The organism is Anaerococcus sp. C0059F3 (assembly GCF_056590475.1).
Genome location: NZ_JBWPWE010000002.1, coordinates 136,161 through 159,692 on the forward strand (window position 1 = coordinate 136,161; position 23,532 = coordinate 159,692).

At 37.3% G+C, this 23,532-nt stretch carries 35 protein-coding genes and 1 riboswitch; all 35 genes read left to right on the plus strand.

Going from position 1 to position 23,532, the window contains the following annotated elements:
* Window positions 1-77: 77 nt before the first annotated feature.
* The 35 genes from AC1EJ5_RS01940 to pyrH all read left to right on the plus strand — a co-directional run bounded on the left by AC1EJ5_RS01940 (window position 78) and on the right by pyrH (window position 23,531).
* Complete coding sequence (locus tag AC1EJ5_RS01940) at window positions 78-686, plus strand: DUF4355 domain-containing protein (RefSeq protein ID WP_479814199.1); 609 nt, start codon at window positions 78-80, stop codon at window positions 684-686.
* 13 nt (window positions 687-699) lie between these two features.
* A complete protein-coding gene (locus tag AC1EJ5_RS01945) occupies window positions 700-1,644 on the plus strand; it encodes a phage major capsid protein (RefSeq protein ID WP_479814201.1) in 945 nt (314 codons plus the stop codon).
* On the plus strand, window positions 1,644-1,931 hold the full coding sequence (locus AC1EJ5_RS01950; protein ID WP_479814203.1) for a HeH/LEM domain-containing protein: 288 nt from the start codon (window positions 1,644-1,646) through the stop codon (window positions 1,929-1,931). The genes AC1EJ5_RS01945 and AC1EJ5_RS01950 overlap by 1 nt, the downstream gene beginning before the upstream one ends.
* 9 nt (window positions 1,932-1,940) lie before the next feature.
* The gene (locus AC1EJ5_RS01955; protein WP_479814205.1) at window positions 1,941-2,333 is read left to right on the plus strand and encodes a head-tail connector protein; all 393 of its coding nucleotides are present in this window, start codon (window positions 1,941-1,943) and stop codon (window positions 2,331-2,333) included.
* Window positions 2,320-2,838: a hypothetical protein gene (locus AC1EJ5_RS01960; RefSeq protein WP_479814207.1), complete on the plus strand. Its 519-nt coding sequence runs from the start codon at window positions 2,320-2,322 to the stop codon at window positions 2,836-2,838. The genes AC1EJ5_RS01955 and AC1EJ5_RS01960 overlap by 14 nt, the downstream gene beginning before the upstream one ends.
* Window positions 2,838-3,218, plus strand: coding sequence for a hypothetical protein (locus AC1EJ5_RS01965; protein WP_479814209.1), 381 nt, complete (start codon window positions 2,838-2,840; stop codon window positions 3,216-3,218). The genes AC1EJ5_RS01960 and AC1EJ5_RS01965 overlap by 1 nt, the downstream gene beginning before the upstream one ends.
* On the plus strand, window positions 3,202-3,714 hold the full coding sequence (locus AC1EJ5_RS01970) for a phage neck terminator protein (protein WP_479814211.1): 513 nt from the start codon (window positions 3,202-3,204) through the stop codon (window positions 3,712-3,714). Before AC1EJ5_RS01965 ends, AC1EJ5_RS01970 begins: the two co-directional genes overlap by 17 nt.
* On the plus strand, window positions 3,711-4,694 hold the full coding sequence (locus tag AC1EJ5_RS01975; protein WP_479814213.1) for a DUF3383 family protein: 984 nt from the start codon (window positions 3,711-3,713) through the stop codon (window positions 4,692-4,694). Before AC1EJ5_RS01970 ends, AC1EJ5_RS01975 begins: the two co-directional genes overlap by 4 nt.
* Window positions 4,694-5,083 carry a phage structural protein gene (locus AC1EJ5_RS01980; RefSeq protein ID WP_479814215.1) on the plus strand — a complete coding sequence of 130 codons (390 nt, stop codon included), beginning with the start codon at window positions 4,694-4,696 and terminating at the stop codon, window positions 5,081-5,083. Before AC1EJ5_RS01975 ends, AC1EJ5_RS01980 begins: the two co-directional genes overlap by 1 nt.
* Window positions 5,084-5,092: 9 nt before the next feature.
* On the plus strand, window positions 5,093-5,368 hold the full coding sequence (locus tag AC1EJ5_RS01985; protein ID WP_479814217.1) for a hypothetical protein: 276 nt from the start codon (window positions 5,093-5,095) through the stop codon (window positions 5,366-5,368).
* 26 nt (window positions 5,369-5,394) lie between these two features.
* A complete protein-coding gene (locus tag AC1EJ5_RS01990) occupies window positions 5,395-5,586 on the plus strand; it encodes a hypothetical protein (protein ID WP_479814219.1) in 192 nt (63 codons plus the stop codon).
* A complete protein-coding gene (locus AC1EJ5_RS01995; protein ID WP_479814221.1) occupies window positions 5,579-7,627 on the plus strand; it encodes a phage tail tape measure protein in 2,049 nt (682 codons plus the stop codon). The genes AC1EJ5_RS01990 and AC1EJ5_RS01995 overlap by 8 nt, the downstream gene beginning before the upstream one ends.
* 2 nt (window positions 7,628-7,629) lie before the next feature.
* Complete coding sequence (locus AC1EJ5_RS02000) at window positions 7,630-8,097, plus strand: phage baseplate protein (RefSeq protein ID WP_479814223.1); 468 nt, start codon at window positions 7,630-7,632, stop codon at window positions 8,095-8,097.
* Window positions 8,094-8,399, plus strand: a complete 306-nt coding sequence (locus AC1EJ5_RS02005; protein WP_479814225.1) for a phage baseplate plug family protein — start codon at window positions 8,094-8,096, stop codon at window positions 8,397-8,399. Before AC1EJ5_RS02000 ends, AC1EJ5_RS02005 begins: the two co-directional genes overlap by 4 nt.
* Window positions 8,386-9,192 (plus strand): phage protein, encoded by an 807-nt coding sequence (locus AC1EJ5_RS02010; protein ID WP_479814227.1) that lies wholly within the window; start codon window positions 8,386-8,388, stop codon window positions 9,190-9,192. Before AC1EJ5_RS02005 ends, AC1EJ5_RS02010 begins: the two co-directional genes overlap by 14 nt.
* Window positions 9,193-9,729, plus strand: a complete 537-nt coding sequence (locus AC1EJ5_RS02015; RefSeq protein WP_479814229.1) for a Gp138 family membrane-puncturing spike protein — start codon at window positions 9,193-9,195, stop codon at window positions 9,727-9,729. It begins immediately after the preceding gene.
* The gene (locus AC1EJ5_RS02020) at window positions 9,726-10,091 is read left to right on the plus strand and encodes a contractile injection system sheath initiator (RefSeq protein ID WP_479814231.1); all 366 of its coding nucleotides are present in this window, start codon (window positions 9,726-9,728) and stop codon (window positions 10,089-10,091) included. The genes AC1EJ5_RS02015 and AC1EJ5_RS02020 overlap by 4 nt, the downstream gene beginning before the upstream one ends.
* Window positions 10,084-11,286: a baseplate J/gp47 family protein gene (locus tag AC1EJ5_RS02025; protein WP_479814233.1), complete on the plus strand. Its 1,203-nt coding sequence runs from the start codon at window positions 10,084-10,086 to the stop codon at window positions 11,284-11,286. The genes AC1EJ5_RS02020 and AC1EJ5_RS02025 overlap by 8 nt, the downstream gene beginning before the upstream one ends.
* Window positions 11,279-11,893 (plus strand): hypothetical protein, encoded by a 615-nt coding sequence (locus tag AC1EJ5_RS02030; protein ID WP_479814235.1) that lies wholly within the window; start codon window positions 11,279-11,281, stop codon window positions 11,891-11,893. The genes AC1EJ5_RS02025 and AC1EJ5_RS02030 overlap by 8 nt, the downstream gene beginning before the upstream one ends.
* Before the next feature lie 8 nt (window positions 11,894-11,901).
* Window positions 11,902-12,747 carry a phage tail protein gene (locus tag AC1EJ5_RS02035; RefSeq protein WP_479814237.1) on the plus strand — a complete coding sequence of 282 codons (846 nt, stop codon included), beginning with the start codon at window positions 11,902-11,904 and terminating at the stop codon, window positions 12,745-12,747.
* Window positions 12,747-14,462 carry a DUF6273 domain-containing protein gene (locus AC1EJ5_RS02040; RefSeq protein WP_479814239.1) on the plus strand — a complete coding sequence of 572 codons (1,716 nt, stop codon included), beginning with the start codon at window positions 12,747-12,749 and terminating at the stop codon, window positions 14,460-14,462. The genes AC1EJ5_RS02035 and AC1EJ5_RS02040 overlap by 1 nt, the downstream gene beginning before the upstream one ends.
* Entirely contained in the window at window positions 14,462-14,686 is a 225-nt protein-coding gene (locus tag AC1EJ5_RS02045) for a hypothetical protein (RefSeq protein ID WP_479814241.1), read from the plus strand. Before AC1EJ5_RS02040 ends, AC1EJ5_RS02045 begins: the two co-directional genes overlap by 1 nt.
* A gap of 73 nt (window positions 14,687-14,759) precedes the next feature.
* The gene (locus AC1EJ5_RS02050; RefSeq protein ID WP_479814243.1) at window positions 14,760-14,903 is read left to right on the plus strand and encodes a hypothetical protein; all 144 of its coding nucleotides are present in this window, start codon (window positions 14,760-14,762) and stop codon (window positions 14,901-14,903) included.
* 52 nt (window positions 14,904-14,955) lie between these two features.
* A complete protein-coding gene (locus AC1EJ5_RS02055) occupies window positions 14,956-15,324 on the plus strand; it encodes a hypothetical protein (protein WP_479814245.1) in 369 nt (122 codons plus the stop codon).
* Between the two features lie 135 nt (window positions 15,325-15,459).
* Complete coding sequence (locus AC1EJ5_RS02060) at window positions 15,460-16,224, plus strand: peptidoglycan amidohydrolase family protein (protein WP_479814247.1); 765 nt, start codon at window positions 15,460-15,462, stop codon at window positions 16,222-16,224.
* 12 nt (window positions 16,225-16,236) lie between these two features.
* Window positions 16,237-16,632 (plus strand): hypothetical protein, encoded by a 396-nt coding sequence (locus AC1EJ5_RS02065; protein WP_479814249.1) that lies wholly within the window; start codon window positions 16,237-16,239, stop codon window positions 16,630-16,632.
* A 386-nt stretch (window positions 16,633-17,018) separates the two neighbouring features.
* A complete protein-coding gene (locus tag AC1EJ5_RS02070) occupies window positions 17,019-17,558 on the plus strand; it encodes a hypothetical protein (protein ID WP_479814251.1) in 540 nt (179 codons plus the stop codon).
* A 59-nt stretch (window positions 17,559-17,617) separates the two neighbouring features.
* Entirely contained in the window at window positions 17,618-17,998 is a 381-nt protein-coding gene (locus AC1EJ5_RS02075; protein ID WP_479814253.1) for a hypothetical protein, read from the plus strand.
* Between the two features lie 180 nt (window positions 17,999-18,178).
* Window positions 18,179-18,469 carry a hypothetical protein gene (locus AC1EJ5_RS02080; RefSeq protein ID WP_479814255.1) on the plus strand — a complete coding sequence of 97 codons (291 nt, stop codon included), beginning with the start codon at window positions 18,179-18,181 and terminating at the stop codon, window positions 18,467-18,469.
* 45 nt (window positions 18,470-18,514) lie between these two features.
* Window positions 18,515-19,228 (plus strand): AP2/ERF family transcription factor, encoded by a 714-nt coding sequence (locus AC1EJ5_RS02085; protein ID WP_479814257.1) that lies wholly within the window; start codon window positions 18,515-18,517, stop codon window positions 19,226-19,228.
* Window positions 19,209-19,406, plus strand: a complete 198-nt coding sequence (locus AC1EJ5_RS02090) for a hypothetical protein (RefSeq protein ID WP_479814259.1) — start codon at window positions 19,209-19,211, stop codon at window positions 19,404-19,406. The genes AC1EJ5_RS02085 and AC1EJ5_RS02090 overlap by 20 nt, the downstream gene beginning before the upstream one ends.
* Window positions 19,407-19,734: 328 nt before the next feature.
* Window positions 19,735-19,833: riboswitch (TPP riboswitch) on the plus strand.
* A 60-nt stretch (window positions 19,834-19,893) separates the two neighbouring features.
* Complete coding sequence (gene thiW / locus AC1EJ5_RS02095; RefSeq protein WP_479814261.1) at window positions 19,894-20,400, plus strand: energy coupling factor transporter S component ThiW; 507 nt, start codon at window positions 19,894-19,896, stop codon at window positions 20,398-20,400.
* Window positions 20,401-20,413: 13 nt separating this feature from the next.
* On the plus strand, window positions 20,414-21,196 hold the full coding sequence (gene thiD, locus AC1EJ5_RS02100) for a bifunctional hydroxymethylpyrimidine kinase/phosphomethylpyrimidine kinase (protein ID WP_479814263.1): 783 nt from the start codon (window positions 20,414-20,416) through the stop codon (window positions 21,194-21,196).
* A gap of 145 nt (window positions 21,197-21,341) precedes the next feature.
* On the plus strand, window positions 21,342-22,730 hold the full coding sequence (locus AC1EJ5_RS02105; RefSeq protein WP_311486976.1) for an MATE family efflux transporter: 1,389 nt from the start codon (window positions 21,342-21,344) through the stop codon (window positions 22,728-22,730).
* Between the two features lie 87 nt (window positions 22,731-22,817).
* On the plus strand, window positions 22,818-23,531 hold the full coding sequence (pyrH, locus tag AC1EJ5_RS02110; RefSeq protein WP_223420612.1) for a UMP kinase: 714 nt from the start codon (window positions 22,818-22,820) through the stop codon (window positions 23,529-23,531).
* Window position 23,532: the final 1 nt, after the last annotated feature.

Sequence of the window (23,532 nt, forward strand, 5' to 3'; positions counted from 1 at the left end):
TTTTTATTGTCTTTGACTGGTTAGACGTTAAAGAAGCTAGGGATTATATGGTTGACGAACCTTAAACGGGAGGATGTATGGAAAAATTATTGATTAGTGATATTGACTTGCAAAGATTTGCTGAGGAAGGCGAGGGTGCAGGTCAAGACCAAGACCAAGATGTCAATCAAGGTCAAGAAGGGCAGGAAGAAGCAAAGACTTATAGCCAAGAAGATTTAGATAAGGCTGTAAGCGAGGCGACTAAGGGCTATGTGAGTCAAGAAAAGGTTGAAGAAATCATTGCTAAGACCATAGCCAAGGAGAGGAAGAAAGCAGAAGATGCCGAGAGGTTATCAAAACTTTCTGAAAAAGAAAGAGCTGAGGAACAGGCTAAGTTAGATAAACAAGAGATTGAGGAATTAAAAGCTAAGTTAGCTATGAAAGACCTTGAAGACGATACGATCAAGGAGCTAAAAGAGCAGGAATTGGATTCTGATTTTCTTGAGTTTGTTATAGCAGATGATGCGGAAAAAACTTTAGAAAAGATAAAAAGGTTTAAACCGTTATTTGATAGGGCTGTTAATCAAGCTGTAGACGAGAGAGTAAGAGGGAAAAGTCCACAGGGGACTAACAACTTAAGAACTAAGAAAGATGTGCTAAGTGCTGAAGATATAAGCGAGTATGCACAAAAACAAAGAATTATTTAAGGAGAAATAAATTATGGCAAAATTACAAACTAATGCAAAATTCAATCCAGATAATGTTTTATTATCAGATATGAAGACTGGAGATGTACCAGCAGAACAAGCGGAGTTAATACTTAAAAAAGTAGTAGACCAATCACTAGTGACTAAATTAGCTAAATATGAGCCTATGAATGCTTTAAGGAAGAAATTTAATTATCTAGCTGAGGGTCCAGGTGCTTATTGGGTAAATGAGGGTGAAGTTATTCAAACTTCTAAATCTAAATGGTTACAAATTGAGATGGAGGCTCACAAACTAGGTGTTATTATTCCTGTTTCTAAAGAGTCTTTAAAGTATTCTGTAACTGATTTCTTTAATCTACACAAAAAAGAAATTCAAGATGCTTTCCAAATAAAATTTGATAAGTCAGTTTTATTTGGTGGAACTGATTCACCATTCCCTAAAGGTATATCAGTATTTGAAAGAGCTACCACTGAAGGTAATATTGTTGAACAAACTGCAAGCCCTTATCAAGATGTCAACAATTTGATGGCTTTAATAGAGGATGCGGACCTTGAACCACAAGCTGTGGCTACTACTAGAAGATATAACAAAGACTTAAGAGGTGCTGTTGATACTAGAGGTCTACCAATCTTTAATGGTCCTAGGGATGGTGTTACTCCTGATGTTTTAGGTTTACCAATTGTATATGGTAATGGCAAGTCTTGGGATAAGGATAAGGCCGTTGCTATTGTCGGTGATTTTGATAATCTATACTACGGCATCCCTCAAGGTATTGAGTATTCAATTTCTGAAGATGCTACACTTACTTCAATTGTTGGAGAAAATGATAAGCCTATAAACCTATTTGAAAGGGATTTAATTGCACTTAAGGCGACTATGTATGTTGCTTTCTTGACTGTTAAGGCTGATGCCTTTGCCGCACTTAAACCTAAGGCTGTAGCAGGAGCTGGAGCATAATGTTTTATAAGGCAAAGGGTCCTAAGGGGGACATAATCGAGGTTACCTCAAAGACTTATAGGGTTCTCTATGAGTCTAGAGGGTATGTCCTTGTAGAAGAAGAACCAACTATTAGGGAAAACCTAAAAGTTGATGAGGAAGTTGATTCCAATAAGGAAAATACTGATGAGGGAAAATCTTATGAGGATATGACGGTAAAAGAGCTTAAAAGCCTTTTAGACGAGAGAGAAATTCATTATAAGGGAAATGATAAGAAAGAGAAATTAATCGAGCTAATCGAAGGATAGGAGGTGTCTATGGATAAGTTGACGCCTGACATGAGATTTGAAAGAGACCTTGACAATGAACTTGTCGATGAAGCTTTGGCAAGCGAAAATATCGAAGAAGAATTTGCAAGATTAAGACCGCTTTATAAGGAGTGGGTCGAGGATTATTGCAATGTGACTTTTGAAGATGGGAAAATCCCTGCCTCTGTCAATATGGCTTTAGATGAGTTGGTCAAGACTGACCCTAAAAGTTTTAATATATCATCTGAAAAGTTATCTGATATGTCTATAACATACATTGGAGGCTCTTCTGGAGGCGGAAATGGCGGGGGCATACCTTTATATATCCTTGCATGGTTAGAGCCTTATAGGAGGCCTTTTTTAGTGTCTGACAAGAGGAAGAAGCCTTATGTTAGAGATTGACCTTATAGATAATTCAGGACTAGATGAGGTTATAAAAAATCTTGAAGAGTTGGAAAAGTATTATGTTGTAGTCGGGATTACTGCTAAAAATGACAGTAAACTTATCATGATTGCCAATGTCCATGAATATGGATGTGATATTCCTGTTACTAACAAGATGAGGGGTTTTTTTGCTTATAACTTTGATGTCCACTTAAAGAAAAGTACCAAGGTTATAAAAATCCCTGAAAGGTCTTTTATCAGGTCGGGATTTGATAAGTGCAACGAAAAATTTGCTGATTATCAAGATATCCTTATGGCAGTTGTCGATGGGAATATATCGGCAAAAACCTTTTATGAGATTATAGGCCAAGGTGGGGCTGATATGATTAGGGATTTTCTAATCAACGAGGTAAAAAGCCCTGCTAATTCTGGATTAACTATGAAGATTAAGGGGTCATCTAATCCCCTTGTTGATACTGGTAGGCTTGCAAATGCCATTGATTATGAAGTAAGGAGGACTTGATGTTTAATTTTAAAAATTTGATAGATAAGTACTCCAAGGGGAAGGTCGTGGCAATTGTAGAAAGCGAGGGCTATTACGATCAAGACCAAGCTGGAAAGTATATCGAGGGGGAGAAAAAGGCGGTTATCTTGAAACCTGCTGCAATTGTCCCTTTATCCAAGGACGACTTAAGGCTTGATAAGGGCGGTTTTTACTCATCGGATAATAGAAAGCTTTATTGCTATAAAAGACTTGAAAAAGGGGTCTACATCTACAATGTGCAGGCTGATAAGACCAAGGCAAGATATGGGATAATGGCTGAGGCTGACTATTCTGATTATGATAAGGGTTTGTTTATCTATATTTTAGAAAGGGCAGATAAAGATGATTGGGAAACTTAAAGAAGAAATTGTAAGGGGTCTACATGCCTATACTGGTTTAAGGGTAGTTGATACTGATAATAACTTTAGGCGTCCTAACAAGCCCTTTATTAGCTATAAAATCACGTCTATTAAGACTAATGCTAATGGGGAGGGTAATTACTCATCTGACTTTCCTAAGTCGCTTAAAAGTCAATTTAAGCACGATTATAGGGAAAAGGTCGAACTCCAGCCCCAAGTGGTGATTAGTTTTTCTTGCTATAGTGATGATATTGCTGAATGTATGGATAAAACCTACCAAGTTTGGGATTATTTTAAGCATGGCGGAAATGATGAGTTAGCCCTTAAAAATATTGTAGTTGTAAGGGTCGAAGATATCACGGATAGGACTATCGTATTGGGTGATAGGTATGAGTATAGGTATGGATTTGATGTGGAATTACGATTCTTGCATGAGATCGAGAGGATAAGACCTACTATAGAAACATATGAATTTAAGAAAGGAAATAATAAATGATATTAGATTTTCCAGTAAATATTACTAGAAAAACTGTTGCGGTATCTGAGAGAGGATTCGGAACAATCTTAATCCTTGATACTGAAACAGAGAGAAAATTTGAAGTCTTAAGCCCTGAAGGGATTGAGAAATTAGGCAAGGGAAAAGCTTATAAGATAGCACAAAGACTTTTTATGCAGAAACCGCAACCACAGGAAGTGGCTATTTTTGGTAAAAAGGGAAGTGCGGAGGAAGCTTTCAAAGGAGTGTTAGAAGTCAATAGCGACTTCTTTTTTGTTGTTTGTACTGATAATTCGGTTGAGGCTATCGAGGCTTTATCTAATCAATGCCAAGTAAACAATAAAATTTATGCGGTTACAGTTAACGATTTAGACCAAGCAAAGGCTCTTAAAGGTGTTGGTGATAATACTTTTGTAGGTTTCCATAACAATCCTGAAGCTTATCTTGCTGAGGGTCTAGCTGTGGTTATGTCTTATAAGATAGGTGGTAAGACTGCTAAATTTAAGCAAATTCAAGGGGTTGATGAGGCAGAGATTGGTCTGACTGACCTTAAAGAATTGGAAAAGAAAAATATTTTCACCTATATTAAAAAGCTTGGAGTACTTCAAACTACTGAGGGGAAAATGCTTTCAGGTGAATATATCGATATTGTCCTAGGCGAGTATTGGATAAGATTTAGGATGGAAGAGAGGATGCAAAGGCTGGCTATTACTCAAGATAAGATTCCATATACTAATCGAGGTATCGGGATGCTGGTATCTGTGGCTGAGCAAGTCCTTAATCAGGCGGTGGATATGGAGATTATCGAGGCTGGTCAATATAAGGTGGATTACAGAAAAAGAGAGGATGTCCCAAGTAATGATGTAGCCTTGAGAAAGTATGACTATATAGTCTGGACTGCTATGCTCCAAGGGGCTATCCATAGCGGACAAATTTCTGGATATTTGACTTATGATTTAGTGAATAAGGAGGATGAATAATGGTTAGAACTTACGATCCTGATAAAGTTTTAATTTCATTGGGGGCTATGTTTCTTACAGGTCATGCTGAAGATACCAAAGTTGAGACTGAAAAAAATGAAGATGACGTTTATACTACTGTCGGTATAGGTGGGGATGTTACTTATAGTGAAAATGCTGATAAGACTGCAAAGGCTAAGATAGCTTTGATGACTTCTAGTCCTTGTTTACCAAGAATTTATGAATTGGCTAAAAATAAAGAGTCTTTCCCACTATCAATTATCGATATGAATGACGATTCTGAAAATATTGTCTGTGATGATTGTAGGATTATAAAAAGACCTAATAAAGTGACTAAAAAACAGGCAGAAGCCGTTGAATTTGAAGTTTTTATACCTGAATGGAAATAGGAGGATTAGATGACTGAAAGCAAGTTTAATAATAAAAAAGTAGAAGCAGGTGGGGAAGAATATGTTATTCAAAAATACCCACTTTTAGAGGCTTTAAAGATTAAAAAATCTTGGCTTAATAAAAATATGCCTGAAGGGATTGATGATATAAAGATGTATGAGGCTTGCCTTGATAACTTTGTAATATCACCTAAAAAGTCTATAAATGATTTTGAAAATCTAGAAGATTTGACTGACTTATGTATGGAGTGTCTAGAGTATAACTTTATGGGAAAGTCCAAGTAAAAGCCCTTGAGGATGAGGTAGCGGGTTTGTATGAGTCATATTACAGACCTGCTATGATTCTTTTAAGGGACGGGATTTTGTCCTATGATGATATAAAAAAACTCACTGATGATGAGTTTAGAGAGGTCTTTTATGCTTATAGCCTGCTTCGTGAGGAGGAGGACGAGGAGTATGAGAGATTAGAGGAAGAAGCGAGGAGGAAGGCTAAGAATGGCTGATTCAAGAGAATTAATTATAGGTATTAGGACAAAGGATGCCAGCAAAGCCTCCAAGGATATTAAAGATATAGACAAGTCCATAAAGGGGGCTGAGAAGTCTACTAGAGGCTTTAAGAAAGAAACCGACGGGGCGAGGAAGTCCCTTTTTTCTATGGCTGGAGCTGGTAAGGGCTTACAGGATTTAGGGGGCAAGATTAGTGCTTTAGGCGGTAAAGTTAAGAAATTTGGGACTGGACTTTCTAAGGCTACATTGCCACTTATGGCGGCTCTTGCTGGTGGTACTAAAATGTTTCTTGATTTGGATAATTCGATTAGGAAGGTGTCTACCTTAAGTGGAGATGTATTACCTGTTGAAAAAATCAGGGAAGAAACTAGAAGAATATCTGATATGTCGGGTATTGCATCTAAAGAAGTTGCTGAGTCTATGTACGAAGCTTTATCGGCTGGTGTAGACCCTAGTAAGGTTACAGGATTTACAGAATCGGCTGTTAAATTAACTAAGGCTGGATTTACTGATATGGCAACTGTAATTGATGCAACTACAAGTGTTTTAAATGCTTATGGTGATAAGGCTTATGATGTGAGTAAAATTCATGATATTATGGTTATGACTCAGAATAAAGGTAAAATCACGGTCGATGAACTGGGTAAGTCTTTAGGTAGGACAATACCAGTAGCTGCTGCTAGTGGGGTTGCTTTAGATCAATTAGGGGCTGCGTTCTCAATACTAACAGCAAACGGTGTGCCTGTAGCTGAGACAACCACTTCTATTAGAGGGTTATTATCTGAATTATCTAGCTCAGGAACAAAAGCTGATAAGGCATTAAGACAAAAAACAGGTAAGAGTTTTAAAGACTTAACAAAAGACGGGAAAAACCTTGCTGATGTTTTGAAAATATTAAATAAAACAGCAACTGCAAATGGCCAATCAATAAAAGATATGTTTGGAAATATCACTGCACAAACTGCAGCTGATGTTTTAAATAATAACGGTCTGGATAAATTCACAGAAATGCAAAAAATAATGAATGAATCAGGCGGGACTGTTGATGCTAACTTTGAAAAGATGTTAGGACCTGGAGAAAAGCTTGCTAGGGTAAGTAATAAGATTAAGAATAATTTAATTGATTTAGGCGGTCAGGCTGTGCCTTATCTTGAGATTTTAGGAGATAAGATTGGAGAGCTTTCTGACTGGTTTAAAGGTCTTGACGATGGTACTAAGTCAACCATAGTGCAATGGGGATTATTGCTGGTTGCAGCAGGGCCTTTAATTGCTATATTTGGTACTATTTTAGGAGTTTTAGGCAAGGTCTTTATAGTAGGCGGATTTCTTTTAAAAGGTGTCGGGCTATTAGCAAGTACTGCTGGTATTTTAGGACAAGGCTTGATGTTTATTGTTACTGCTGGAGGACCTGTTATATGGGTTTTTGCAGCGATAGGCGGTGTTATAGTTTGGTTGATAACACACTTTCAATCTATCAAGGCAAGGGCTGACGAGCTAGGAGGCGGTCTTGGTTGGCTAAGGGCTATTGTTGAAGAAGCTGGGGCTTCTTTTACCAATATGGGAAATTTAGCTCACGGAGCTTTGGAGAGAGTGCGTGCCAAATGGGAAGCGGTTAAAAACTTCTTAAAAAATCCTATAAAGGGTGTTATCAGTATTGTATCTAATGTCGTTGGTGGGATTAAAAATGCTATATCTGGCGGTAATGCTAAGGGAGCGAGACCTGCATCTCATGCGACTGGTCTAAATTTTGTACCTTATGATAATTACCTTGCTAATCTCCATAAGGGTGAAATTGTCCTTACTGCCAAGGCTAGTGAAGAGTATAGGGCTATGGGCGGTGATAAGGATAGAGTGCCAAGGATGGTGACTAATAATTCAACCACTAATACAAGCACTAATACTGTTAATAACACTAATAATAATTTGCCTCCAGTAAATATAAATGTTTATGGCAATTCGTCTCCTACTGATACGGCTATAGAGGTTAAAAATGTAGTAGAAGGCTTATTCAGAGATTTGAGACTACAGAGGGTGTAAATATGCAGAAAATGTTGATTAGACTAGGGGATGTCAAGCTTGATGCCCTTGTTAGAGAAAGCACTGATTTTGATGCGGAAGTTACATCTAAGGAGGTAGAAAAAGGGGCGGATATTTCTGACCACATGAAAACCAAGCCCTTGACTGCTTCCTTATCTGGAGTTATGGTTGAGGATGCGGATGCCAAGCTTGAGGCTTTGAAGAAGTATCAGAAAGAGGGGGAACTATTAACCTATATAGGCAAGTCTACTCTTGAAAATGTAGTAATTACTAGCTTGCAGATTGAACATACAGCAAAGAATGCCAAGGGATATGACTTTGATATTAGGATACAAGAGGTTAGGGTTGCAAGCCCTGAAACCTTTAAGGTATCGGTTAAAAATCCTAAGAGCGGTAAGCAGGATAAAAAGACAGCTAGTAGGGTTAAAAAGCCTAGTAATGAGGGAAGAAAGCAGGTGCGATCTAAATGAGATACATTGATATTGAAAAAGAGAAAATTCCATATAGCTTTGAGGTCGTGCTTGCTAACGAAACCTTCCAATTTGAAGTCTTCTACAATGTAGTGGGGGACTTTTTTACTGTAAATTTATATAAAAATCATGAGCTTGTAGTACTTGGGGAAAAAATTGTTTACGGTGTAGATCTCTTTGATAATCTAAAACATTTGCCAGTGCCTAAGGTGACTATAAGGCCTTTTGATACTACAGGTCTTGCTAATCGTATAACTTATGAAAATATGAACGAGGATGTGTTTTTGTATGTTTTGGATTAGAGATATAGAAGTACTTGCTGGAGGTAAGAAGTTTGAGAGCCTAGGAGAAAACGGACTTACTATTGGATTTGATATAAATTTTTCAGATGGCAAAGAGCCTGATGTGTCGGAGGTTACAATCTACAATCTTTCTGATGACTCTATAAACCAGATTAAGAAAGATGGATATTGTCTTGTAAATGCGGGATATAAGGCTCTTGAAAATAAGGGAAATGTCCTATCTGGAGATATAGAAGAAGTTACCACCACGTGGCAGGGTCTTGATAAGCTTATTAAAATCAAGGTTACAGACGGTGGAAAATCATGGAGAAAATCTTGGATTTCTAAGACTTATAAGGAAAATACCAAAGCGAGCCTTATCATGAGGGATATTGTCAATATTATGGGCTATGAGATTGTCGAAATTAAGCCTAAAAATGACAAGGTCTATAAATTAGGGAAGACCATAAATGGTTATTGTTCTGATATACTTAAAATGCTTGTTAAAGATACGGATTCTAAGATGTTTGTAAATAAAAATAGGATAACAATCAGAGACCAAGAAAAAGGCTTTGAAACAGGCTTTGTTTTAAGTGCTGAGTCTGGGCTGGTTGGTAGTCCTACTATCAATAGAGATAATACTGGAGATAAAAAAGAAAAAATTACTTGGGAAGTTAGGTCTTTACTTAATCCTAAAATCGAGACGGATTCTCTTATCATGATTAAGAGTAAGGTTTTAAATGGAAAATTTAGGGTTATCAAGGGCAAGCATACCAAGGATTTTGAGACAGTTATCACGGTGGAGGAGGCATAGATGGAAAATGTTAATAAGTTTTTCAACGAGTTAGGCGAAGGGATAAATAAGGGCTTAAATGTAGCTAAATTAGCTAAGGTAGTTAAGTTTTATCCTGAAAATATGAAGGTCGATGTTATGCCTTTTCCTACCAAAGATTCAGCTATGATTCTTAATGTCCCTTTAGCGACTATATCCACTAAAGATTACCTAGTTTACTACCCTTTAAAGCCTGATGATATAGTAGTGCTTCTTTTTATTGATTATGATACGGACAATATCTTACTTGGTGAAGATAGCCTTGAGACCGAGAGGGGGCATGACTTATCTGACTGTGTCGCTATTGGCTGTATTTCTCTTTTTAAGGAGTCTTTAATCCCTGCGGATATAAATGGTCTAGTCATACAAGATAAGGGCGGTAAAACGGCGATTAAAGTCAATTCTGGGGGTGTAGAGATTGAAGCTCCTACCATTACCCTTAAAGGATTAGCGACTTATAAGGGCAAGGAAATTGCAGTCAAGGGGGATTCAGTTAGTCTGGATAATAGAATTATATGAGTTATAAGCATACTTTTGAGATGATAGGCGGAGATATTGTTGTCGATGGGGACTTAAGGCTTGTAAAAGGGCAGGAGGAACTAAGACAAAATATAGAAAACCGCCTATCTGTTAATAAAAATGAATGGTTTCTTAACCTTGGTCTGGGGCTTGATTATTCGGCTATATCTGGAAAAGGTATCACGGATAAGGAGATTGAGCTTGCGATTCGTGAGTGTTGTCTGCAAGATGATAGGATTAAGGAAGTTAGAGAGGTAAAAGTTAGTCGAGATAGTCGATTAAGGACGGCTAACATCGATATAACAATTATTGATAAGGAAGAAAATGCCATCTACTTAAAGGAGGTGGTCGATATTGGATAAGGAAATTATGCGTATAAGTGACGGAAAATATGGAGTCACTAAGTACGGATTTAGGAGAAAATTATATAGTGAGGCTCTGCAAGAACGTATCACACGTGCAAAGAGGGTTTTCGGTGTAAATGTTGATACATCGGAGACCTCTTTTCTTGGGAAATTTATAAGAAATGCGGCTTGGGATGAGGCTATCCTATGGGAAGAGATTGAAAAGGTCTATAAGTCGGCTTTTGTTGGCGATGCGGAAGGTTCTAACCTTGATGGGGTCGGTCAGTATCTGACAATTACAAGAAGGCCTGCGGTTAAGGCTAAAGGGACTGTAAAATTTACTGGTCGAGATGATACCTTAATCCCTGCTGGCTTTAGGGTCGGTACTCCTGATGGGCGTTTGTATGAAACTCTCGAGATTGCTTATATAAAATCAGGGTCGGTTGAAGTTGCTGTACGATCAATAGGAGCTGGCAAAAAATATAATGCTAATATTGGTGAAGTTACTGAAATCATTAATCCTACTTTCGGGATTGAGAGTGTTGAAAATTTAATCCCTATTGAGGGAGGTCTTGACCTAGAAACTGATGAAGAATTTAGGGAGAGATATAAAAAATCCTACTCTAGAGGCGGAGGGTCTACCTTGCCTGCCTTGACTGCTGCGATTTTAGATATTGATGATGTAGTCGATGCGGAAATTAGAGAAAATACGACTATGGAAACCATTGATGGCATCCCGCCTAAGTCGGTTGCTTGTTATGTTTTTGGTGGTACTGATGATGAAATAGCTGAAACCATATACAAAAATAAGCCTGCTGGTATAGAAGCTTTTGGTGAGGTTGTGAAAAACATCGAGGATACCAAGGGAAATAAGCATAGGATAGGCTTTACAAGGGCTAGGACTGAGGAAATATACATTAAGGTAAGCCTAAAAAAGGGTGAGGACTATAAGGGAGATGAAGCGGTCAAGCGTGCAATTATAAATTATATCGGCGGTACGGATTCTGACGGTATAGCTTATAACGGATTAAAATTAGGTAAAGATGTAATCCTATCAAAGGTTATAGGGTCGATGATGTGTCTTGGTGGTGTTGATGATGTGGTGGTTACGATGGGAAAAGATAAGAAAAGTCTTGAGGAAAAGTCAATCACCATTGATAGCAAGGCCATAGCAAGAACCAAGCCAGAAAGTATAGAGATAGCCTATGTATAAGTATGAGGAAGCTTTTAGCCGACTACCCGAGCGATTCAGGAAGCCTAATAATAAGAAGTTATACTATGTCCTTTATGGATATGGTTTTGATGAGATGGAGAAGGCTCTGGAAGGTGTCGAGGATAGCCGAGATTTGAAAAAGGCTAGCGCTCGAGCTTTGGATTTGCTTGGAGCAAATGTCGGGCAAAATCGCCAAGGCGAAGATGATGAGAGATACAGGCTTTTAATCCAAACTAAGATAATAGCTAACTTATCTATGGGTGATATACCTACTATAAACCACGTCTTGACTACCCTGATTGATGATGAGTATCTGGGGCTTGTAGAGGGCTTTAAGGAGATGAGAGAGCCTGCAAGCTTTTTAATTGATTTTGATGGCTTTACTAATCAAGATTTAGATGTTTTGATCTCTAGAGTAAAAGCGGCGGGGGTTGCCTATAAGACTAGAAGGGTATATAAAACTGATGTCAAGTTTTCATCCGCCTCTATTTCTGGGGAGCATATAGTAATATCCCAACCTGCACTTGATGACCTTATAATTGACAGGCCTTTTACTGTTAGGGCTACAAATAGCGGTACTTATGAGCATATCGAGATTAAAAATTAGGAGTATTTATGAGTGAGAAATTTTATAGTTTAGTGACCAAGGTGGGGCAGGCTCAGATTGCTAATGCCTTGGCTTTGGATAGAAAAATTGAATTTGGGGATTTTGCTTTGGGTGATGGGGGTGGTAGTGTTTATGACCCTTCTGATGACCAGCAAGCCCTCAAAAATGAAGTTTGGAAAGGGAAGATTACATCCTTGACTGTTGGAGAAAAAAATCTTAATGAAGTTGTTATTGATACCTATGTGCCATCCGATGTTGGAGGTTTTACCATTCGTGAGTTTGGGATTAGGGATAAGGCTGGTAATCTTTTAATCGTTGGTAAGCATCCAGAGACCTATAAACCTATAGCAATTGATGGGACTACTAAGGATTTGACCATAAGGGTCATCCTTAACATATCAAATGCGGAAAATGTCATAATCCAGATTGACCCGTCTGTGGCTCTTTTGACAGAAAAGGACCTTGACAGGCATAATTCAGACCCTAAGGCTCATGGTGGCTTGCTTGATTTTCATATCAAGGATAAGGATATTCACACCACCAAAGAGCAAAAAAACCAGTGGACGGAAGCTAGTAGGCTAACTTTAAAGCATATAGAAAATGCTGATATCCACGTGACCATTGAGGATAAGGCTAAATGGAATTTAGGGACAGGCAAGGCTGATAAAAATCAAAAAGATATTGAAGCCTTGACTGTGGAAAGTGCTGACTTAAAGGCTGACCTTGATAAGATGAGGCAACTCCTACTAACTGATATAAGGGAGAATGAAATAAGCATTGATTTTGCTGACCTTGAGGGGATTAAGCTATCATCTGGAGTCTATAATACTGATAGAAAGAGGGTGGAAATATAATGGTGAAAAGATTAAGAGATTTGCCTGTTGGGGCCTTGGTTAAGGATGAAGATACCAAGTATTATGGGAAACCCATTATCTGGAAGATTGCGGATAAAAACCATGAGGGGTATCCTGCAAATTCTGTAACTTTAATTACTGATAAAATAATTTCGCTAAAAGCCTTTGATGCTAAAGAAGCAAAGAATAGCGATGGCGATAGAAGAAGCAGCGGAAATAATTATTATAAATATTCAAATTTGCTCCAATGGCTAAATAGCGACAAAAACTCTTGGTACACAGCTCAACACGGAGCGGACGCTCCGCCATCAAGAGACAATGTTTGGGGCAATCATAACCCATACGACAGTGAACCAGGATTTTTATATAACTTTTCAGTGAACTTCAAAGAAGGTATGTTAGAAACTAGCTTAAAAACCGTTAGGCACAGCCTAGATGGCGGCGGAAGCGAAAACGTAGTTAGCAAAATGTTTTTAGCTTCTAGTACAGAAGTTGGCCTAGCTAACGAAAACGGAATCGCAGAAGGCAGCAAATTTCCTATATTTGACGGAGATTCAAGCAGAAAAGCATATCTAACCCAGGAAGCAGCTACTAAAATTGGCGAATCAAACTCTTCTAAACCTCGTATTTGGTTTCTTAGAACCCCTTATACGTCCTATTCGGAATACGTCCGCTGTGTCAGTATCAACGGTAACTTGAACTGGTACTTTGCGTACTATAGCGGCTATGGCGTTCGCCCGCTTTGCAATCTAAAATCAAGAATAATGGTATCTAACGATACAGATTCGGACGGAGCATACACTATAGAGTGGAATGAACCACCTACTAAACCTGCTAATCTTAAAGCCTCTGATAAAGTCATCTCAAAATTAGAAACCGAGATTACATGGTCTGAGTCTACTGACCCAGAGGGAGATGCAATTTCCTATAAGCTTGAGAGGGCTTTGGATAGGGGGACTTTTGTTGAGGTCTACAAAGGGGCTTTAACTAAATTTAAAGATGTAATCAAGGATAAAGGGCATAGGCTGGTGGTCTATAAAGTTACCGCTATAGATGCTAACGGTGATGCTTCTGAAAGCCTTGAAAGTGGAGAAATCCCTGTGATTGATAATGAAATCCCAGTTATCGAGACTGCTTCAAGTGATTTAGGTAAGCTTACTACTTCCTTTAATGTGTCTTATAAAATCAAGGACGGAGACTCTGGGCAAACATGGACTGTGACCGAAAGCCTTGATGGAAAAGTTTTAAAGACTTTTGATGCCAAGGTAGGGACTTCTTATAACTCTAAGTTATCAGCTAGCGACTGGCAAAAGGTCTTGAATGGTAAGCATATCTTAAAAATTGAGGTTGTCGACTCCGAGCAAGGTAAGGATGTTAAAGAGATTAGCTTTGAGAAGGATGTAAGAAAACTTGACTTTGAGTGTGCTAAGGCGGGACTCCAAGGGATAGATAAGATGCCAGAAAGGGCGATTTTATCCATGGGGGCAACCATACCAAGCGGAGCTAGTATCAAGGTTGAAATCACCAATAATGCCTTGGATTCTAAGCCCGTTTGGCAGGATTGTACAACTCAGGTCCTTGGTGGTGATAAGATTTTCTTTAGCAATAAATCAAAGACTGCGACTAAATGGGCAGTTAATATCAGGGTTACAGCTGATAAAAAGACTGCAACCGAGGTCTTAAGTGTATCAAGTATAGGAGGATTTTACGACTAATGGGCGTTAAACATAAAAAGCATGAGCCTTTACCAAAGGTGGAGGATGTGGCAAAAGAGATTAAAAATGTGGAAAAAAAGATGAGTGATACAACCTCTTATTTTGCTGAGGCACAGATTGAGGGGATAGAAAAGCAGAGTCAGAGTGAGCAAATGCTTTCGATGGGGATCGCTGAAATTTATGATGAGATTACAAAAATCAAAGAAGTACTCAAAATTGAATAGGTTAAGTATGGCAGTATCAGTTGGTACTGCTTTTTATATACTTAAAAGTTTAAGAGAGAAAGGGGGTGAATTTATGATAGGGATAGCTTTTTGTTATGCAGTTTGCATAGTTAATGGTACTAGAAAATTCTCAGATGTTAAAAATCCTAAGCTTAAAGCTTTAGTTAAAAAGCAACTTGAGGATATGGGAGCTGGTGATCTAGCAGTAGAAGAGTAAGGATCTAGGGGCTTTATAGCCCCTTTTCTTTTTTATGGGGAGTGATTAAATTGTGATTAATATTATTAGAAGTATATCAGACCTAGGAGTCTTGATTGTTATAGCTGGGATATATCTCTGGGTCTCTATCTCTGACAGGAAAGAGTATAGACAAAGTCAGACCAAGTGGATGGAGGAGTCAACAAAAATATCTGAAAAATTAGCAAACATTATAGCAACTAACACCGTCAGGTTAGATAATTTTGAGGATAAACTCAAAAATCATGATAGTGTGGCGGAAAGTCACTTTGATGACTTGGGGTCTAGGATAGAAAAGATTGATGCCAAGCTTGAGACCTTGCAAGAGACTACAAAAGAGCTTGCGACTAAGGAGATGGCGGAGGAAATCAAGAAAGAAGTGAGAAATTTAAAAAAGGATTAGGGATTAGCTAAGTCTAGTCTCTTTTTTGATGCACAAGGTTTTGGATTATCTTCACAAGGATAGTCACAAGACCTTGATTAAATGTTGAAATTGCAAGTGTTTGATTTGCACACCTATATGCACAAGGAGGTATATATGGGAAGTATTGAAAAGATGATGAAGTATGCGGAGAGTCGCTGGCATAAGCCTAGGTATGTTATGGGCGGAGGTAGGATTGGAAAAGAGGCTTCCTATCAGTCATCTACTGATGATTGCTCTAGCTTTACCTTTAAGTGTGGCAAGGTCGGAGGATTTATTCCTGAGTCTATGTATAATGGCAGCACTGAAGACCTTTTTAAGCTAGCCCGTCAAGGAAAATATCTAAAAGAGATACCTTATAGTGAAGTACGAAGGGGAGATATTTTTGTTAAGGGTCGTGAAGGTGGGTCTGGTGGTGCTTATGGTCATACTGGATTATTTACCAGAAAAGGGGAGATTATCCACTGTAATTATGGCAATGGCACGGTAACCACTAATAACGAGAGCGAGGGCTATTCTTACTATTTGGATAGTTCAAAGGTGCCTGTCCGCTTTTTCAGGTGGGTAGGTGCTGATACTGAAAAGGCTAAACCACAAAAAAGCTTGCAGGATTTAGCAAAAGAAGTGATTGACGGCAAGTGGGGTGTTGGTGCTGATAGGCAGGCCAGACTCCAGAGGGCAGGTTACTCTTATAGGGATGTCCAGAATGAAGTCAATAGGCAACTAAGAAACCGTCCTGTTTACTATGTTGTAAAGGCTGGGGATAGCCTCGGGGCGATTGCCAAGGCTCATGGTGTAAGCCTTGATAGTGTGATTAAGCTTAATCCACAAATTAAAAACCCTAATTTAATTTATAAGGGTCAGAAGATTAGGATTAAGTAGAAAGGATAAAAGATGAAAGATAGTTTTATGATTTTAATTGGGATTGCTTGCATGATAGCGGTTTTAAGCTTTGTAAGAGAGCAGATAAAGTTGACTAGGGTTAAAGTGGAAAAGGAAGAAAATCAAACTAAGAAGTATGTCTATGACCAAGTGCTGGATTTGGCGGAGACTATAGTTGCTAGCCTTAATCAAACTATGGTCGAGCCTTTAAAAGAAAGCGAGACTTTGGAGTTTGACGAGAAAGCAAAGGAAAAAGTCTTGAAGGATGCCAAGGAGAAAATCAAAAAAGATTTGGATGCTAAAAGCAAGGAGCTTTTAAAAGAGTATCTTGGATCAGAGGAAATTTTTGATGAGTATATAGACGACGCAGTCCATAGAAGAGTCCACGAGGCTAAGAAAAAGAAGTAAGTAAGTAAAAAAGTTTATGCCGACTGGCTACAGTACAAAAATATATAGAAACGAGGTATTCCGAGATTTTACACTAAAACCCGCCTGTACTGGGGCGGGTCTTTTTTTGTGTTTTTTTTAAATTCTTGTATATGTAGGTCTTTAGTTAATCTTTTCAGAGGGTATTTATATGCCTTGATAATTTGAGGGGCTTAAAACGTAAAATATGAAGCTTTGTTGAAATTTCAATGTTTATTTTTTATGTTTATTGATTTTTTTAGATATGTTTGTTTTATGAGATATTAGTCGTAAATTTTTAAAAAAAAGTCTTGACAATATATAACACCCGTGTTATAATAAGATTAAGATAAGAGATACAAAAAATAAAAAAATTAAAGGAGATCAAAATGGAAAAACAATTAAAAGCTTATGAAGATAGAAAAGATTACACAGTAAAAGGCGAACAATATGACAAAGGTCTAGAAGATTTATTTTTAAATTTGCAAGCAACAGCTAATATTGATTACACAATATATATTGATACTGTAACTGGCGATATAGACGCAATGCCATCTTGCAACTATAGAAGCTTAGCTGATACTTACTATGGTAGAAAGGTAGCTATACTTGATTGGAAAGCAGATGGTGGCGACTCAAGACTAGGTGATGCCTATACTTATGATGAGCTAGAAGATTACGCAAGCGAAGAAGATATAAAAGAATTAAGAAAAAAATTTGAGGAAGAACACAAAGACGATTTAGATTGCTATGACGAAATTGAAGATTTTTATAGCGACTTTGCAGATGATTACAAAGAATTTTTATTCAACGCTGAAAATAAAGCTATAGACAAGGGCGTAGATGAATTTGCTAGAGAGTCAATCGATATTTATATAGATCAATTTGATGAAGCTTATGCAGCACTTTTAGAAAATAAAGAATTTTAATAATAGCTCCGATTAAGGGGCTTATGAAAAATACATAAAAATTTTAAAGGAGATAAAAAATGACAAGAGATATTTATATAGATGTTGATGCAAAGGTTAGTGGTCAAGATTTGCTAGATATGTTTAGAGAGGTTGATTACGATGGACAACCTGAACATGAAGTAGTAAGGCTTGAAATCAATGAGGATGGCGAATATTGTTTTAAAGATGATAATTGTGGTGAAGATGATGATACAGTTTATACTCAAATATACGAAAGAAGTGAGTGGTTAGAAGACCCTAACGAAGAAGTTATTATGGAATATTGGGTTCACGCACTCAATGAGTTTTATCGCCACAATCCTATAAAGATAGGCAGAGAAAGATATATTAAAGAAAACGAAGATGGCGAAGAAGAGTATGTTGTAGAGCATAAAAGATTATGGGTTGCTTTTTATTAAAGCAATGTAGGGAAAATTGGTATAAAAAAGCTCTCATATAGAGAGCTTAGTCGCCCCGCTAATGCGGGTATAAAATTTTTCCCCTTAACTTTTTAAAAAGTAGGGTCACCTCCGCTAATGCGGATATCTATAGTTTGATTATATTACAAAAAAGAAAAAGTGTCAAGAAAGAGGTATAAGATGTTACAAATAATAGATTTAATCAACGATATTATATATGCACAAGGCAAGAACGAAAAAGAAATAATTAATAATTGGAACGAAAATTTAAAAGGAAAATTTGATTGGGTAGAAGATGAAGAGCTTTTGGAGGAGATTACTGAAGAAGTCTATAGTATAGAAAATATTAAAGATGTACTTGATACAATCAATGAAGCTTTTGATAGTCAATATATAGATGCAATCGAAGATGGCAAGGCTCTTAAGTGGTCACATATAACTAACGCTTTAGTTGATAAAAAATATTATTAATCATAGCTAAGCCCCTGATTGGGGCTTTAAGTTTAGGAGTAGATGATGGCAAGGAAAAGGCAAGTCGAGAAAACAGTTGATACTAACATCGTAAAAAGAGGTGACAAGTACAAAGTATCATTGGTAATAAAAAAGAAAACAGTATATATTGGTAGTTTTGATACTTTGGATGAGGCTAGAATAGCGAGAGATAAGGCAAGAGCAGAGAGATCTAAATTAAAAGATGGTCGTACAATTAGAGCTGAGAAGCGAATTGATAAGCTAAAAAAAGAGTTGATAGGTAAAAGGGTTGGAAAGCTGACAATCCTTGATGTCTTTGCCGAGACTAGGGAGGGTAGGAGAGCTTATTATTTAAAGTGTAAGTGTGATTGTGGTAATTTTACATCTCCTTTGATGAGTACAGTTATAGGAGATACTGCAAATGTGGTATCGTGTGGGTGTTACCGAGAGGATAAGGGGAAAGACACGCTTAATACTTATCTATATAAGGGTACTAGAGTTACTAACTTGAATTATAAGCCAAGAAGCATTACTGGAGTAAAAGGGGTTAGCAGAAAACCATCTGGCAATTATAGTGCTATAATCAATTTTAAAGGCGAACAGATATATTTAGGTACTTATAGCACCTTGGAAGATGCAAAAAAGGCGAGATTAGATGCAGAAAAGAAATATTTTGAGCCTATTTTAAAGGAATTTAACGAGCAGGCAAAATATAAGGTAAAGATAGAGGAGGAAGAGGATGGAAAACAAAACAAGTGATGCACAGGTCAAGGCTAGCAGAAAGTGGGAGGAAAAAAATCCTGATAGGAAAAGATATATAAGGTATAGGTCTAATGCAAGAACTTTTGTTAGGCACTGGGCAGATGAGGAAGACCTGAAAGAGCTGATAGATATTTTTTGGGATGAAAATCCTAATGCAAAAAAAAAGGAGGGGTGATGCCCCTCTTTAAAATTGTTACCAACCAGTTACCAACGGTTAATGTTTTTTGTTGCTTTTCGTGTGCTATTATTTTATGCTATGCAAAGATGCCTATATATAAGGAAGGTAATGTCCCTTTATCCCGCACCAAATATTAAAAAGAAGCATTGATTCCAGTGCTTCTTTTTTTGCGTGTGTGCAATGTGTGTAATAATTGGGAATTAATGCATTTGAATTTAAGGAACAGGCGGATTTAGGTTCTGAAAGGCTAATTATTAATAAATTTAAGACTTAAATTTTTTTCGAATTAATAATTATTTGACACCATCTTTTATTTACCATAAAATAGACTTAACAGGGGAGCTTATAGCTGAGAGGAAGTTTTGACTTCGACCCTTTACTTGATACGGATAATGCCGGCGTAAGGAGTCTTTTTTTAATGTGCTAACCTTGCGGTTAGTTTTTTTTATTTGCTTTTCTGTGAGTATATTTTAAAGGAGTATTTATGAATAATACAAAACTTAAGAAATTAGTTCTAGCGTCTTTTTTAGTAGCGCTCGCAGTAGTAGGATCTACATTTTCATTTCCTGTCTTTTTTTCCAGGTGTGCACCAGCCCAACATATAGTAAATATGTTTGCAGCAGTAACCCTAGGTCCTTTTTATGGAATAGTGATAGCCTTTGTGGCCTCATTAATTAGAAATATGGCAGGCCTTGGCAGCCTAATGGCATTTCCAGGTTCTATGTTTGGTGCCCTTCTTTGTGGAATAGTCTACAAAAAAACCAAAAACCTAACCTTGACTGCATGTGGAGAAATCTTTGGCACATCTATCTTAGGCGGTCTAGCAGCCTATCCTGTTGCAGTCTTACTTATGGGCAAATCTGCCGCAGATATAGCCTTTTACACCTATATCCTTCCATTTTTTGCATCAACAGCAGGTGGAACAATCATTGCTTGTATAATTTTAGCAAGGCTTAAGGACAGCAAATTTGTAAAAGAAATTTATAACTAAAAAGGAGAATAATATGAAAACTTGTTTGACAATTGCAGGTTCTGACTCATCAGGCGGTGCAGGTATCCAGGCCGACCTTAAGACTATGACCGTCAATGGGGTTTACGCTATGAGTGTTATCACAGCTCTTACTGCACAAAATACCCAAGGAGTGACTGGCATCCTTGATGTAAGCCCAGAATTCATCACAGAGCAAATGGATGCAGTTTTTAATGATATTTACCCAGATGCAATTAAAATCGGCATGGTATCTTCGCCAGAAATCGTAGAAGCAATAGCTGCTTCTCTTGAAAAATATCAGGCAAAAAATATTGTCCTAGACCCAGTAATGGTTGCCACATCTGGAGCTAAACTCCTAAAAGAAGAGGCTATGGATAGTTTGATTAACAGATTAATCCCTCTTGCAGATGTGATTACACCAAATATTCCTGAAGGGGAAATCCTAGCGGGTATGGAAATTACAAATGAGGATGAGATGATTAAGGCAGCAGAAAAGATTGGCAAAAAATACGACTGTGCAGTTCTCCTTAAGGGAGGGCATAGGGTTAACGATGCCAATGACCTCTTGTATAGGGATGGCGAATTTAAGTGGTTTAGGTCTGAAAGAATCGATAATCCAAACACCCACGGCACAGGTTGTACTCTTTCTAGTGCTATAGGGGCAAATCTTGCCAAGGGTTATGACATTGACCAGGCAATAGAAAAGGCAAAAGACTACCTAACAGGAGCTTTAAGAGCGGGTTTAGACTTAGGCAAAGGCTCTGGTCCATTAATGCACAATTATAAAATAATTTAATAAAAATAAACTAGCAAGATATTAAAAAAACTTGCTAGTTTTTATTTTGAGAAAATAGAGAGCAAAATCAAATAGTAATCATAACTATCTATATTTTTAATCCCAATTATGGTAGAATATTCATAAGATTTTGCAAGGAGCAGATATGAAAAAAGACCGAAGAGAATTGATTTTAAATGGAAATATTTACAGGGCAATTGCTGTAATTTCCATTCCAATTATATTAAATAACTTTATCCAGCAATTATATTCATTAGCTGATGCCTTCTGGCTTGGTAAGCTTGGAACTGCAGAATTTGCAGCAACTTCCTTTACTTGGCCTGTTATTTTTTTGTTTAATTCCATAGGTATAGGCCTATCAATAGCGGCGATTTCCTTAATTTCCCAGCTAATAGGCATGGATAATGTAAAGCTTGCCCAAAAATACAATGACACAATTATAAATATCTCACTTTATTTTTCATTAATTTTTATGGTTGTGGGATATTTTACAGCAGAAGCTATTGTGACCATGATGGGAGCGACTGGAGATTTACATATATTTTCTGTGGAATATTTGAAATATTCTTATTTTGGGATCCCCTTTATATTTTTGTATTTTATTTATGCGGCAATTTTCCAAGCTCAAGGTAAAAACTCAATTCCAACTATAATCAGTACAACTTGTGTAATTTTAAATATGGTTTTAAATCCATTTTTTATCTTTGATACTATCCCTATTTTTGGATTTACAGGCCTAGGACTTGGTGTAAAGGGAGCAGCTATAGCAACAGTTTTGACCCAGACCTTGATGTGTCTATTTGGTTTTATACACCTTAGGACAAATAAGGACCTAATCAAACTAAATTATGAATCCCTATTTTATATCAAATGGGAAAAGCAAGTTGTTAAGAAAATTTATACCATAGCTACACCAGCAGTCATTGGACAAATGGGAACAGCTGCAGGTTTTATTATCCTAAACTCCTTTATTCAATCTTACGGGACAGACACAGTTGCGGCCTATGGTATGGTTAATAGGATTTCAGGCCTACTAAATATTCCTCCAAGTGGGATAGGATCAGCGATTACAAGTATTATTGGACAAAATATAGGATCTGGAAATATAAAAAGAGTCAAGGAAACTTTCAAGAAAGCATCTATTATAGTAGTTATTATGTCAATTATAATCGCTATAATTAGTTATATCTACAGGTTCCAAATCCTCCAATTTTTCATAGACGCACCACTTGATTCAACCCTAATGAAGGAGGCTGACACCTATATGGCCTATACCTTAATTACCCTTGTCATGTTAAATATGTTTTTCATTTACCAGGGACTTTTCCAAGGATCAGGCAATGCAAAATACTCAATGTTTATTGATGTATTAAGGCTTTGGGTAATAAGGATTCCTCTCCTGTTTTTCTTTAAATACTTTACAGACCTTGCCGCTACGGGAATTTGGCTTGCTATGTCTATTTCTAATGTAATGATTAGCATTATTGCCCATATTATCTATCTTAGAGGCAATTGGATGAATGGGTCATTTTAACTTTTGGACTCAAAAAAGATAAAAATATAAAGACTTGCAAATGTTATCATTTATAGGTTATAATTAATAATAAGTAGGAGGAATATTTTGCAGGATACAAAAAGAATTATATTAAAATTAAGCGGCGAAGCCCTTTCCGGCAAGACTGGATTTGGATTTGACGATGAGATGATTAGCAAAATTTGCGAAAATATCAAAATCCTTACTGAAAAAGGGATTGAAGTTGCCATAGTTGTTGGTGGGGGAAACTTCTGGAGAGGAAGATCAGGTACTACCATAGATAGGGCAAGTTCTGATAATATCGGTATGCTAGGAACAGTTATGAATGGTCTTAGGGTCCAAGGAACTCTTGAAGAAATTGGCCTTGATACAAGGCTAATGACAGCCATTTCTATGAAGGAAGTAGCAGAGCCATATATTAGACGCAGGGCTGTAAGGCACCTTGAAAAGGGCAGAGTTGTAATATTTTCAGCAGGAACAGGACTTCCATATTTTTCAACTGATACTACAGCAAGTCTTAGGGCTCTAGAAATTGGCGCTGATGTAATTTTGCTAGGCAAGACAGGCACAGATGGTATCTATGATAAGGACCCAAATGTTTACCCAGATGCCAAAAAATTTGACAAGCTAACCTATAAGGAAATTCTTCAAAGAGAATTAAAGATAATGGATACAACAGCAACCTCACTTTGTATGGATAACAACATGCCATTAATTGTTTTTGGAATTGATGATCCGGCAAATATGGTAAGAGTATTTGAAGATGAGAATCTTGGAACAAGAGTAAAGGAGAGTTTTTAAA